The sequence below is a fragment of the Methylophilus sp. 42 genome (genome assembly GCF_000384155.1).
Lineage (GTDB): Bacteria > Pseudomonadota > Gammaproteobacteria > Burkholderiales > Methylophilaceae > Methylophilus.
In genome coordinates this window covers 351,310-363,820 of sequence record NZ_KB913031.1, presented here as the reverse complement: position 1 = coordinate 363,820, position 12,511 = coordinate 351,310, and the positions used below count along the sequence as shown (strand labels likewise).

The 12,511-nt window shown below is 51.7% G+C and carries 11 protein-coding genes and 3 tRNA genes; 3 read left to right on the top strand and 11 right to left on the bottom strand.

The genetic code is table 11. The features are described 5' to 3' along the window. Positions 1–54: 54 nt before the first annotated feature. The 3 genes from MET42_RS0101675 to MET42_RS0101665 form a co-directional block, all read right to left on the bottom strand. Positions 55–130, bottom strand: a tRNA-His gene (locus tag MET42_RS0101675). Between the two features lie 14 nt (positions 131–144). Next, positions 145–221 (bottom strand) — tRNA-Arg (locus tag MET42_RS0101670). 36 nt (positions 222–257) lie between these two features. After that, positions 258–334, bottom strand: a tRNA-Pro gene (locus tag MET42_RS0101665). Between the two features lie 83 nt (positions 335–417). Between MET42_RS0101665 and folD the strand changes: the two genes are divergently transcribed. Next, positions 418–1,290 carry a bifunctional methylenetetrahydrofolate dehydrogenase/methenyltetrahydrofolate cyclohydrolase FolD gene (folD, locus tag MET42_RS0101660; RefSeq protein WP_019880977.1) on the top strand — a complete coding sequence of 291 codons (873 nt, stop codon included), beginning with the start codon at positions 418–420 and terminating at the stop codon, positions 1,288–1,290. Between the two features lie 129 nt (positions 1,291–1,419). Next, positions 1,420–1,842 (top strand): RNA polymerase-binding protein DksA, encoded by a 423-nt coding sequence (gene dksA / locus MET42_RS0101655; RefSeq protein ID WP_019880976.1) that lies wholly within the window; start codon positions 1,420–1,422, stop codon positions 1,840–1,842. 94 nt (positions 1,843–1,936) lie between these two features. On the opposite strand, the gene MET42_RS0101650 is transcribed toward dksA, so the two are convergent. The 8 genes from MET42_RS0101650 to MET42_RS0101615 all read right to left on the bottom strand — a co-directional run bounded on the left by MET42_RS0101650 (position 1,937) and on the right by MET42_RS0101615 (position 9,856). Continuing rightward, complete coding sequence (locus MET42_RS0101650) at positions 1,937–3,061, bottom strand: deoxyguanosinetriphosphate triphosphohydrolase (protein WP_019880975.1); 1,125 nt, start codon at positions 3,059–3,061, stop codon at positions 1,937–1,939. A gap of 14 nt (positions 3,062–3,075) precedes the next feature. Continuing rightward, entirely contained in the window at positions 3,076–4,155 is a 1,080-nt protein-coding gene (aroB, locus tag MET42_RS0101645; protein WP_019880974.1) for a 3-dehydroquinate synthase, read from the bottom strand. Then, a complete protein-coding gene (locus MET42_RS0101640; protein WP_019880972.1) occupies positions 4,143–4,685 on the bottom strand; it encodes a shikimate kinase in 543 nt (180 codons plus the stop codon). Before MET42_RS0101640 ends, aroB begins: the two co-directional genes overlap by 13 nt. A gap of 82 nt (positions 4,686–4,767) precedes the next feature. Next, a complete protein-coding gene (gene pilQ / locus MET42_RS0101635; RefSeq protein ID WP_019880970.1) occupies positions 4,768–7,017 on the bottom strand; it encodes a type IV pilus secretin family protein in 2,250 nt (749 codons plus the stop codon). Then, on the bottom strand, positions 7,014–7,544 hold the full coding sequence (locus tag MET42_RS0101630; RefSeq protein WP_019880969.1) for a pilus assembly protein PilP: 531 nt from the start codon (positions 7,542–7,544) through the stop codon (positions 7,014–7,016). The genes pilQ and MET42_RS0101630 overlap by 4 nt, the downstream gene beginning before the upstream one ends. Beyond that, complete coding sequence (locus tag MET42_RS0101625; protein WP_019880968.1) at positions 7,541–8,185, bottom strand: type 4a pilus biogenesis protein PilO; 645 nt, start codon at positions 8,183–8,185, stop codon at positions 7,541–7,543. Before MET42_RS0101625 ends, MET42_RS0101630 begins: the two co-directional genes overlap by 4 nt. Before the next feature lie 7 nt (positions 8,186–8,192). Next, positions 8,193–8,786: a PilN domain-containing protein gene (locus tag MET42_RS0101620; protein WP_019880967.1), complete on the bottom strand. Its 594-nt coding sequence runs from the start codon at positions 8,784–8,786 to the stop codon at positions 8,193–8,195. Next, positions 8,783–9,856 carry a pilus assembly protein PilM gene (locus MET42_RS0101615; RefSeq protein WP_019880966.1) on the bottom strand — a complete coding sequence of 358 codons (1,074 nt, stop codon included), beginning with the start codon at positions 9,854–9,856 and terminating at the stop codon, positions 8,783–8,785. Before MET42_RS0101615 ends, MET42_RS0101620 begins: the two co-directional genes overlap by 4 nt. Before the next feature lie 209 nt (positions 9,857–10,065). Here MET42_RS0101615 and MET42_RS0101610 point away from each other — a divergent pair, with 209 nt between their 5' ends. Then, positions 10,066–12,492: a penicillin-binding protein 1A gene (locus MET42_RS0101610; RefSeq protein WP_019880965.1), complete on the top strand. Its 2,427-nt coding sequence runs from the start codon at positions 10,066–10,068 to the stop codon at positions 12,490–12,492. Positions 12,493–12,511 lie beyond the last annotated feature (19 nt).

Below are 12,511 nucleotides of genomic sequence, written 5' to 3'. Positions count from 1 at the left end.
AACAGAGCCAATTTTAGTGACTATTTTTGAATTTAAGACTTGAGAAAGCAAGAATGGGGTGGCTAATGGGACTCGAACCCACGACAACCGGAATCACAATCCGGGGCTCTACCAACTGAGCTATAGCCACCACTGGGGAAATTTTGGCCTGCCCGACAGGAATCGAACCTGTAACCCCCAGCTTAGAAGGCTGGTGCTCTATCCAGTTGAGCTACGAGCAGATAGGAGTTACATGCCGACGGGCAATCCAGAGAAACTGGTCGGCGTGGAGAGATTCGAACTCCCGACATCCTGCTCCCAAAGCAGGCGCGCTACCAGACTACGCTACACGCCGAAGACGGAAATATAACCGATTTTCTGAATTTGTGTCAATGTCGATGTGATAAAATTCTATTTTTTACGACAAATATTTTGTTCATGAGCGCTCATATTATTGATGGCAAGCAAATTGCCAGTCAACTGCTAGAGGATATTAAAGCCAACATCGACCAACGTGTGCAGGCCGGAAAACGTGCCCCGTGCCTCGCGGTGATTTTATTAGGGGATGACCCGGCCTCTGCCATTTATGTGCGTAACAAACGCCTGGCTTGTGAAAAAACAGGCATCGTTTCAATCGCCCATAATTTACCTGCCAGCACCTCACAAGAAGAATTATTTGCGCTGATCAGGCAATTGAATGCCGATGATGCAACTGACGGCATTTTGGTACAGTCGCCGTTGCCACATCATATTGATGAAACAGAAATTTTGGCCCTGATTGATCCGGCCAAGGATGTAGACGGCTTTCACCCTTATAACATTGGCCGCCTGGCCGTACGCCAGCCACTGCTGCGCTCTTGCACACCTTACGGTGTCATTAAAATGCTGCAAGCCAGTGGTATCGCACTCAAGGGGCTGGATGCCGTGGTGGTGGGTGTATCCAACCACGTGGGGCGCCCGATGGGCCTGGAGCTGCTGCTGGCAGGTTGCACCGTCACGAGCTGCCATCGCCATACTAAAGACCTGGCGACCCATATTGGCCGCGCTGATTTAATTGTTGCTGCGGCTGGCAAAGCGGGGCTGATTAAAGGTGAGTGGATCAAACCAGGCGCGATTGTTGTAGATATCGGCATCAATCGCCTGCCGGATGGCAAAATCACCGGCGATGTGGATTTCGCAGTGGCCAGCCAGCGTGCGAGCCACATCACCCCCGTACCCGGCGGTGTGGGGCCGATGACAGTGGCAACACTGATGGAAAATACATTAAAAGCACTGGAGCTACGCGAGCAAGCTTCATCCGCGCGCGTTTAAAACACAGCAAAGAGCCTTTGCATGCCCTTAGAAACTGGTGTAAACTCGCGCGATTGTTGATAGACCTAATGCAGTACAAGCGCCTTTTTTGGCAATAACTATTCAGTAGTTTCGTTCTTTGGAACCATCATGGCAGATACCGTTAACAAATCCTTCACCCCTTACCAGCCAGCCGCCGGTGAGGAATACATGAACAAAAAGCAGCAGGATCACTTCCGCAAAATCCTGAATGACTGGAAGTCAGAACTGAGTCACGACATTGACCGTACCGTGCATACGATGCAGGACGAAGTCACCAGCTTTGCTGACCCAAATGACCGCGCCAGCCAGGAGTCTGACATGGCGCTGGAGTTGCGCAACCGTGACCGCGAGCGCAAGCTGATTAAAAAAATCGACGAGACATTGCGCAATATTGACAGTGGCGATTATGGTTACTGTGAAGGTTGCGGCATTGAAATCGGCCTGAAGCGCCTAGAAGCGCGCCCGACTGCCACATTGTGCATTGACTGCAAAACACTGGACGAAATGCGCGAGAAACAAGTCGCTAAATAATCCTCGCCACCAGGCTGAATCCATTCAGCCCTCGGCAATAAAAAAAGGCTGCTTATCATGGCAGCCTTTTTTTATTCTTGCGAATGATGGACTGTTACCAGCTCTCCTCCACCGCGAATAAACGCCGGTGCTCGCGTATGGCGTAGCGATCTGTCATCCCGGCAATATAATCTGCCACCGCACGCGCTTGATTTTGCTTGGCGACCAATTGATATTCATCCGGCATCAGGGCAGGATTGTCCATAAATGCCGTGAACAGCTCTGCAATAATGCGGCGCGCTTTGGCGCTCATGCGATTGACGCGGTAGTGCTGGTAAAGATGCTTGCGCAAAAATTGTTTGAGCTCCAGGTTCTTTTCTTCCAGCGCCTGGCTAAACCCAACCAGGTAGGCAGGCGCCTTGCGCACATCGTCAATGCTGGCTGGATTTAATGCAGCAATGGCCTGCTGGCTTTGCTCGCATAAATCGACCACCAGCACATTAATCATGCGACGTATGGTTTCATGTACCAGTCGTTTTTCTTCTATCTCGCCATACAGCTTTTTAACTTCGGCCATATTTTCAGCGAAGAGCTGAATGCCAGCCAATTGCTGGATGGTGATCAAGCCGGAGCGCAGACCATCATCTACGTCGTGATTGTTATAAGCAATCTCATCGGCAAAATTGGTGACTTGCGCCTCCAGGCTGGGCGATTCACCGCGCAAGAAACGCTCACCAACATCTCCCAGCAACTGCGCATTTTTGCGCGAACAGTGCTTGAGGATACCTTCACGTACTTCAAAAGTGAGGTTCAAGCCATCAAAACTGGCATAACGGTTTTCCAACACATCGACCACGCGCAATGACTGCAAATTATGTTCAAAGCCGCCGTAATCGCGCATGCAATGATTGAGCGCATCCTGACCCGCATGGCCAAAAGGCGTATGGCCGAGGTCATGCGCCAGTGCAATGGCCTCTGCCAGGTCTTCATGTAAACCCAGCGTGCGCGCGATACCGCGTGTGAGTTGCGCCACTTCAATGCTATGTGTGAGGCGTGTGCGGAACAGGTCGCCCTCGTGATTAACAAATACCTGTGTTTTGTATTCGAGACGCCTGAAAGCCGTAGAATGAATAATACGATCGCGATCGCGCTGGAACACATTACGCAATGGCGACTCTTGCTCGCTGACCTTGCGACCACGTGTTTTTTCAGGCTGTGCGGCAAAGTGAGCTAAGGTCATGACGGCTTTCTGTGTTACGCCGCCGATGACAGCGTTTGCTTCAACTTTTCGGCATCGTAATCGGCGGTGATCACCGCCTTGCCAATATCCTGCTGCAAAATCAGGCGGATACGGCCATCTGACACTTTCTTATCCAGCTGCATTAAACGCAGATACTCATCCGCCCCTAAATCTGGCGCTGTAATCGGTAGTTTTGCGGCCTGCATAATGGTTTTAATACGTGCCAATTGCGCCGCATCGAGCCAGCCCATACGTTGCGACAGATCCGCCGCCATCACGGTGCCGGTGGCCACGGCTTCGCCGTGCAGCCAGACACCATAACCCATGGCATTTTCAATGGCGTGACCAAAGGTATGGCCCAGATTGAGCAAGGCGCGCTCGCCCTGCTCATGCTCATCGGCCACCACCACCTCAGCTTTATTCTGGCACGAACGGTAAATAGCATAGCTGGCAACGGCGGTGTCCAAGGCCATCAGGGCGGACATATTGGTTTCCAGCCAATCAAAAAAGTCGGCATCGCGAATCAGGCCGTATTTAATGACTTCAGCGACCCCTGCCGATAATTCGCGCTGCGGTAAGGTCTTCAGCGTGTCGATATCGGCCAGTACCAATTTAGGCTGGTAGAACGCCCCTATCATGTTCTTACCCAGAGGATGGTTAATGCCGGTTTTACCGCCGACACTGGAATCCACTTGCGACAACAAAGTGGTCGGCACCTGAATAAAGGGTACACCACGCAAATAAGTTGCCGCCGCATAGCCGGTCAAGTCACCAACCACACCGCCACCGAGGGCAATAAGAGTAGTGTTACGCTCGCAGCGGTTTTGCAGCAAATGATCGTAGATGATTTGCAGCGTCTGGTTGTTTTTATACGCTTCGCCATCCGGCAAAATGATCTCAATCACACTCACGCCAGCATCGCGTAAGGGCTGGGCAATGGCCTGCATATATAAAGGTGCCACCGTCGTATTGCTGACAATCGCCACCTGCTTGCGTTTCAAATGCGGCAAGATCAGATCAACCTGGCCTAGCAGGCCATTGCCGATATGAATAGGATAACTACGGTCAGCCAAGCTGACGGTTAAGGTTTGCATGATGGCTCCAACGCATTGAGGGCGTTTTCAATTTTTTGGATAATCACCGCCACTGGCTGATGGCCGGTATCGACGATCAGATTTGCAGTTTCGGTATAGAGTGGATTGCGGGCGTGAAACAATTGTTCCAGCTTGGCTTTCACGTCCACATTTTGTAGTAAAGGGCGATTTTTATCATTACGGGTACGTAAATACAGCTCATTGACATTGGCACGCAGATAAATCACATAGCCATACTGCTTGAGGATATCGCGGTTTTCCGGCGCAATAATGGCACCACCACCCGTGGCGAGCACAATATTATCCTGCTGTGCAAATTCCTCCAGCGTAGAGGTTTCGCGCTTACGGAAACCCGCTTCGCCTTCCAGTTCAAAAATAGTCGGAATCTTGACGCCGGTACGTTGCTCAATCACATGATCGGTGTCGTAGAAGGTTTTGCCCAGACTTTTGGCAATCAATTTGCCAACGGTGGTCTTACCTGCCCCCATCAAACCGATCAAAAATATGTTGTTTGGTATTTGCGCACCCATAAAAAAACCCAACTGTTTCAGTTGGGCATTTTAAGGCAAAGCCTGTCGGCTGTCAGTAATCGTGCGCGTTTGCTTGCGCTAATTAGTTCAAAGCCAGCGTTTCATCCATGACTTTCGGCGTGATAAAAATCAACAGCTCAGTTTTATCCTCTTGTTTGGTATTGCGTTTGAACGCATAACCGACCACTGGCAAGTCGCCAAAGAAAGGCACTTTGTCAGTCCCTTTGCGGGAAACCTGCTCGTAAATCCCGCCCAAGACCACTGTCTCGCCGTTGCCCACCAGGACCTGCGTTTGTACGTTTTGCGTATTAATCGCCACGCCACCGGGCAAGGTTTCACCACGGCTGTCTTTGCGTACATCCAAATCCATAATAATTTTCTGGTCTGGCGTGATTTGCGGGGTCACCTCCAAACTGAGCTCAGCCTTTTTAAAGCTGACCGCAGTTGCACCGCTACTGGTGGCACTTTGATAAGGAATCTCCACCCCCTGCGCAATACGCGCTTTCTGCTGGTTGGCCGTCGTCACGCGAGGACTGGAAATCACTTTACCACGTGAATCTGCTTCCAAAGCCGACAATTCAAGGTTCAGTAATAAATTGGCCGACAACTTGAGCAAGCTCAGCGCAATGCCACCATAAGCGTTGGTCACGGGCAGGTTGGACATCAAATCAGGCTGACCATTGGAGCTGATAGTGTAGTTGCCCAGCGTCGCACTCTGTACTGTGCCGCCCTGCGTACCCAGCGTATACGTGCCCGTGCCGCCCGCTGTAGTAGGCGCGGTATAAGCCGTGGCCTTATTTCCTAACGTCCCACCTATCGACAAGCTGGTATTACTGCCCGGTGTACCGGTTTGCGAAATACCAAACCGCGCGCCCAATGCCTTAGAGAAGGTATTGGAAGCAATCACCATGCGTGATTCGATCATGACCTGCTTCACAGGTACATCCACCTTGTTAATGATGGTCTGGATTTCCTCCAGTTTTCTTGGCGTATCCTGCACAAAAATCGTATTGGTGCGCGCATCAAAAGTCACGCTACCGCGCTGCGACAGAATACGGTTCATACGGCCCGCCGACGAGCCTCCAGAAGCCCCGGCAGAAGTACCGCCTGAACTGCCACCTGAACCACTGGTGCTGCCACCGAGTAACATATTTCTAAAATCTATGGCTTTCTGGTATTTCAACGAGAATACTTCGGTACGCAGGGTTTCCAGGGTCTCGCGCTCAGCCTCAGCCGTGAGTTGCGCCTTTTCCTTGGCGGCAAACTCCTCTGCCGGTGCAATCGAAATCACACTGCCGTTGACGCGCATATCCAGGCCTTTGCTTTTCATGATCACATCCAGCGCCTGATCCCATGGCACATCCTTCAGGCCGATAGTTACACTGCCGGAGACGGAGTCACTAACTACAATGTTTTTGCCTGTGAAGTCAGCAATCACTTTCAATACATCCCTGACATCTACACGCTGGAAGTTCAAGGAAAGTTTCTCACCGGCATAGCCTTGCTTGGAGCCTTGAATGAGCTTGTTAGGATCTTTTGCTAATGGACGGATATCTACCACCAAGCGGCGATCGGTCTGGTAAGCAGACTGCTCCCAATCCCCCTGCGGCTCAATCACGATTTGTGCCTGGTTGTGATGTCGTAAAGCATCAACATACAATACAGGCGTATTAAAGTTGATCACATTCAGGCGGCGTTGCAATGCTTCCGGCAACTCGGTATCGGCAAAATCAACCACCACCGTTTTACCTGCATTACGCACGTTGACACCCACACGGTTATCCGAAAGATCCACCAAAATACGGCCTTCGCCATTTTTGCCACGCACAAAATCAATCTTCTGAATTTTGTGTCCGGCAGCAACTTCCTGCTCAGAAAAACGCTTGGCAGCCACGGTGGCAGCCGGGGCTTCTACGCCCTCTTGTGTGAGCCCGACCAGCAAGGTCTGATCCTGTACCTGTAACTGGTGCTGCACTGGTTTGGATAAATTGAGCACCACGCGGCTGCGGTCACTGGCTTGCGCCACTTGTACAGATTTCAATACACCCTGATTCACTGGCAGCACATTCTTGCCGGTGGCATTGCTGGCATTGGGGATATCAAAAACGATCCTGGGCGGATTACTTAAAGTGAAACTGAGTGGCGCAGTGGCAAGTGGTTGCGCCATCTGCAATTGCACGTTCAAACGCCCTCCCGGCAGTGCAGTGACATCCACGGCTTGCAGTTGGTTAGTCGCCGTCGGCAAATCAGCCGCAACGCTCCATCCCGACGTGGCGAGTGCCACAGACAAGAATGCCACCCGGGCAACAAGAAAGCTTAATTTTTTCATCATTGATGTTCCTGCAGTTCCAATGTTGTCATTTGCTCGGCCCATTCCCCGCTCACCGGGTCTTGAATCGTCTCTTTTATTTTTAACTCGTATTTCAGTGTCTGGCGGTTTTCTGCCAAGGCCGTAATCACACCAAACTTTTCTCCCAGGTGTGATCCAGGCTTTACCTGATACACCATATTGTCAGGCGTTTGTATGGTGGCAAACATGCTGTTCTTTTTGCTCAGTACGCCGACAAATTTGAGACTTTCCAATGGATACGCTTCCAGCGGTTCCTTGGGGCGTTTCAAATCAGGCTGATTGGTGTTTTGCACCGAGGCCTTGCGCGGCACAAACGGATCATGCAGCACGCCATCAACGTTATATTGCTTGGGAGAAAACCCCTGCACCTCTGGCAATGGCTCCACCGGGGCCACCATAGTCTGGTCGGCCTCATTCATAAACTGTGTCAAATCGTCATCCTGTGACGTACCACAGGCCGTGAGTAACACGGCCGGAATCAGGCAAAACAAGTAATTGTTGCGCATCATTTCTTCCCTGCCTTGCTTTCTTGGGCTTTACGCGCAGCAACTTCTTCCGCGTCCAGATAGCGGTAGGTTTTGGCGACAGCTTCCATCACCAGCATATCTTTATGCGGCTGCTTGTCGTCCTTGCCGGCTGGCTGGATTTGCAGGTTATGCAAGGTCACGATACGTGACAACTTGGCCACCTCAGTGACAAATGCGCCCAAATTATGGTAACGCCCTAACACTTTGATATTGATCGGCTTTTCAGCATAAAACTCGGCAAAAATCTCTGGCATCGGCACAAAGCCTTCAAAAGATAGGCCCTGGCTGACACCCGCCTGGTTAATATCGGTCAGTAACCCGTCCATCTCGGACTTATCCGGTAACTGCTTAAGCAAAGTGCCAAACGTGCGTTGAATCTCAACCACTTGCTGCTCATAGGCCTTGATCTTCATGGCCTGCATTTTTTTGCCCAGGTATTCGTCACGTAAGCCTTGTTCTTTTTCTTTTTCAGCTTTTAATTCTTTAAGGTTAGGGCTGAGCAGAAACACATAGCCCACTACCAGCAGCGCTGCCGCCAGTATCGTCAGCAAAACCGCTTTCATCGGCATCGGCAAATTGCCGGCCGTTTTGATATCTATATTATTAAAGTCAGAAAGTTGCATCTCTGGGTTATCCTTTGGCAGGCGCAGGCTTCTGCTTGGCAGGGTCGTCTTTAGGCGTGTCGCGCTTCAACGATACCCGCAACACAAACTCATACTCTTTAATGCCTAGCGCATTGGTATTGGCCTTGATTTCAACCAGGTTAGGACTATGCATAATGGGTGACTCACTCAGGTTGTGTACCAGCGTGGCAACCCTGGCATTGGTATCCGCGACCCCTTTGAGCTCAATCTCATCCTGCAATTGCTTGACGCTTTTGAGGAATACACCTTCTGGCAGCTGCCTAGCAAGTTCATCCAGAATCAACACTGCCTGATTACGATCGCTTTGCAAGCCTTCGACGATCTGCTTGCGCTCCAGCACATGCTTGATTTGCTCTTTCAAACTGCCGATCACGGCAATTTCTTTGTCCAGCCGCGCCGTCTCATCTAGCAAACGCTGGTTACGCGACTGTTGTGTCTGGATTTTGCTGTGGATATAACTCCAGCTCACAAACAAAATAGCCGCAGCGGCAATCGCCACTAATGATGCCATCAAGCCAAACTCACGTTGGCGCTCCGCACGCTTGATCTGACGATGCGGTAACAGGTTAACTTTAATCATGCGTCCACCCCACGCAGAGCCAGGCCACAGGCGATCATCAGCGCAGGCGCATCTGCTTCAAGCTGGGAAGGTTTAATCTTATTAGCCAGCGTCATGCCCTGAAAGGCATTCGCGACCAAAGTATGCACACCGGTTTTTTGTTCTATCAGTGCCGCCAAGCCTTCAGTGGCAGCCACGCCACCGGCCAGCAACACATGATCAACCGAGTTGTACTGGGTAGAGTTGGTAAAAAAGGACACGGCACGCGCGGCTTCGCCTGCCAGGTTTTGCAAAAACGGCTGCAATACTTCCTGTTCATAAGAGTCTGGCAACCCGCCCTGACGTTTGGCAATTTCGCTCTCTTCAGGCGACAGGCCAAACCGGCGCTGAATTTCCTGCGATAACATGGCGCCGCCAAACGCCTGCTCCCTGGCATAGACGGAATGTGCGCCGACCATGACATTGATATGCGTCACATGGGCGCCTATATCTAGCATCATGGTGACGGTTTTTTTGCTATGTTGTGGCAACTGCTTAATAATTTGGCGATAGGCCGTTTCGGTGGCGTAAGCTTCTACATCAACGATGCTCACCTTCAAGCCAGCCTCTTCAGCCACGGCGACACGGTCATCAATTTTTTCTTTTCTGGCCGCTACGATCAGCACTTCGACTTCATCCGTGCTTTTGCCCATCGGCCCCAGCACCTGAAAATCGAGGTTCATTTCCTCAAGCGGGAAAGGAATATACTGGTTGGCCTCAGACTCTACCTGCAACTCCAGGTCTTCTTCGCGCAAACCGGCAGGCATGATGACGCGCTTTGAAATCACCGCCGCCGTCGGCAGTGCCAACACTACCTGGCGCGCACGCGACCCGAGCAAACGCCAGGCCGATCGCATGGTATCGGCCACCTGCACCAGGTCATTAATATTGCCATCGCTGATGACCCCTTTAGGCAGGGTCACATTGGCGTAGCCATCCAGTCGGAATTGTTGTTTGCCTATGGCACTCAGCTCCACCATTTTGATAGCGGTTGCACTGATATCAACACCAATAAAACTGGTTTTTTTGCGTTGTAAAAAGCCCAGACTCAACTGTATTGCCCTTTTTAAGTATTTGAATGTTCGTTGGGTTATGCATCAACCATGCCAACTCACACTATTTCATGGCGACAAGCAAATGACTGGCCTTCATGGTCGCCAGAAGAATGCTGATTATTTGCATGATTCCATAATTAACTGCCATTGAATTGGCAAAAAAAGATTACAATTCATGGGTAATTCTCACGATGGCAGCAAGACGCATGAACTCAAGAAACTGGTTGCAGTCCCTTCTTTTTCTTTCCATTATCGGCAGCTTGATCGTCGCTGCCCTGCTGGTGTTGATGATCAGCATTCTCTATCCTTCACTGCCTTCGCTAGACGCGCTGACGGATTACCATCCGAAATTGCCGTTGCGCATTTACGATGCCGAAGGTGGCCTGATTGCCGAATTTGGCCAGGAACGGCGTGCCTTCGTACCGATTGAGCAAACGCCCAAAGTCATGAAAGACGCCATTCTGGCGATTGAAGACCGTCGCTTTTACCAGCACAACGGCATTGATACCACCGGCATTTTGCGCGCCATCCGCAACAACCTGACCGGCCGTGGCCATGAAGGCGCCAGCACCATCACCATGCAGGTCGCCAAGAACTTCTTTAGCAGCCCGGATACGCCGCGGAATATCTGGACCAAGATCAAAGAGGCCATGCTGGCGATCAAGATCGAAAACGCCATCAGTAAAGACAAGATTCTTGAGCTGTACCTGAACCAGATTTACCTGGGCGAGCGCGCGTATGGCTTTGCCACTGCGTCCAAAACCTATTACGACAAAGACCTGAAACAAATTAACCTGGCTGAGGCCGCCCTGCTGGCAGGCTTGCCCAAGGCCCCTAGCAAATACGACCCCTACATTCACCCAGATTACGCGATCAGGCGCCAGCATGAAGTGCTACGCGACATGCACCGCTATGGCATGATCAGCGACCGCGAGTTTGAGCAGGCCATGAACACGCCGCTCAAGTTCCAGTCGTCGAAACGACAAGTACAAGCCCTGGGAGGGGAATACGTTGCTGAGATTGTGCGGGCGACCTTGTATAAACGCTATGGCGAGAAAGCGTATACCAGCGGCCTGCGCGTCTACACCACCATCAACAACAAGCATCAGGCCGCCGCGAACACGGCCGTGATTCAAGGCATTATCAATTTTGAATTGCGCCATGGATTCCGCGGGGCCGAGCAGATTATTTCGCTGCCAGCGGGCAAACTGACCGCCAGCGGTGCCAGCGAACTATTGCGGGATTTTGTCACTTACAACCAGTTTGTGCCCGCCTTGGTCACCAAGGTCGAGCCTAACCTGCTCACTTTGGTCACCAACCGTGGCGCCGTGCTCAAGTTGCAGGACAAAGCCATTTTGCTGGTGAAAAACCATATGCCCCCGGCCAAACGCACGCCATTGTCGCTGGTGCCTGGCGCGGTGATCCGTGTCTACCAGCAAAACGACGGCTGGTCAGTGGTGCAACTGCCAGAAGTCGAAAGCGGATTTATGGCGCTCAACCCGGAAACCGGGCAGGTACAGGCCCTGATCGGCGGTTTTAGCTTCCAGCGCAACAAATACAACCATGTGACACAAGGCAGACGTCAGCCAGGCTCCAGCTTCAAGCCATTTATCTACTCGGCCGCCCTCGAAAAAGGCTACAGCCCGGCCAGCGTATTTGAAGATGCCCCCATCAGCTTCACCTCTACCGAAACCGGTAGCAATAGCAGCTGGGAGCCACGTAACTACGATGAAAAATATGCAGGCCCCATGCGTTTGCGTGAAGCGCTGGCTCAGTCAAAAAATACAATCTCTATCCGCCTGATGAATGCGATTGGCGCCCGCTATGCGCAAAACTACCTGCGCAGATTCGGCTTTGATCCCAAGGATCACCCGGCTTACCTGTCTACCGCGCTGGGCGCTGGCTCTTCTTCGGTGTGGCAAATGGCGGCCGCCTACGCCACCTTTGCCAATAGTGGCTACCAGGTGCATCCTTACCTGATCGAAAAAATTATCGACAGCCGCGGCAAAGTCATTCAAGCGGTACAAGCAGGCAAGCATGTGTCGCCAGAACGGGTCATCGACCAGCGCAATGCCTTTATCATCACCACCATGCTGCAAGACGTGGTGCGCGACGGTACGGCCAGGGCAGCCCTGTCACTACGTCGCCCGGATATTGCCGGTAAAACCGGCACTACCAATGACCAGTTTGATGCCTGGTTTGCCGGTTACCATCCAAAAGAAGTCGCGGTGGCCTGGATGGGTTATGACAATCCACACAATCTGGGGCGCGGCGAAACCGGTGGTCGCGCAGCATTGCCGATCTGGATCAATTACATGCAACAAACCCTGACCGGCTTGCCGATCTACCAGTACAAAGTGCCGGATGGCGTATTGCAACTGAAAGTGGATGCTTACACTGGCGCGCAAGTGGGTGAAGATGACCCTGGCATTTATGAATATTTCTACGAAGAGCACTTGCCACAGTCACAACCTGAAAACCTGCCCGGCCTGTTTGACCCGGAAGCAGAACATGCGCCAGAAGACAATGAACCATCCTTCCTCGAGCGCCTGATCGGCGAGCATAGTGGCGGTGGCAGTGAAGACAAAAAACTGCCGACAAACCCGGCGGCAAAGTTACTCAGCCCCAATTAGAGACGAATCCAACTTAAAG

Coding starts and splice junctions, on each gene's coding strand:
- folD (WP_019880977.1), top strand. CDS start 418: ATGAGCGCTCATATTATTGATGGCAAGCAAATTGCCAGTCAACTGCTA.
- dksA (WP_019880976.1), top strand. CDS start 1,420: ATGGCAGATACCGTTAACAAATCCTTCACCCCTTACCAGCCAGCCGCC.
- MET42_RS0101650 (WP_019880975.1), bottom strand. CDS start 3,061: ATGACCTTAGCTCACTTTGCCGCACAGCCTGAAAAAACACGTGGTCGC.
- aroB (WP_019880974.1), bottom strand. CDS start 4,155: ATGCAAACCTTAACCGTCAGCTTGGCTGACCGTAGTTATCCTATTCAT.
- MET42_RS0101640 (WP_019880972.1), bottom strand. CDS start 4,685: ATGGGTGCGCAAATACCAAACAACATATTTTTGATCGGTTTGATGGGG.
- pilQ (WP_019880970.1), bottom strand. CDS start 7,017: ATGATGAAAAAATTAAGCTTTCTTGTTGCCCGGGTGGCATTCTTGTCT.
- MET42_RS0101630 (WP_019880969.1), bottom strand. CDS start 7,544: ATGATGCGCAACAATTACTTGTTTTGCCTGATTCCGGCCGTGTTACTC.
- MET42_RS0101625 (WP_019880968.1), bottom strand. CDS start 8,185: ATGCAACTTTCTGACTTTAATAATATAGATATCAAAACGGCCGGCAAT.
- MET42_RS0101620 (WP_019880967.1), bottom strand. CDS start 8,786: ATGATTAAAGTTAACCTGTTACCGCATCGTCAGATCAAGCGTGCGGAG.
- MET42_RS0101610 (WP_019880965.1), top strand. CDS start 10,066: ATGAACTCAAGAAACTGGTTGCAGTCCCTTCTTTTTCTTTCCATTATC.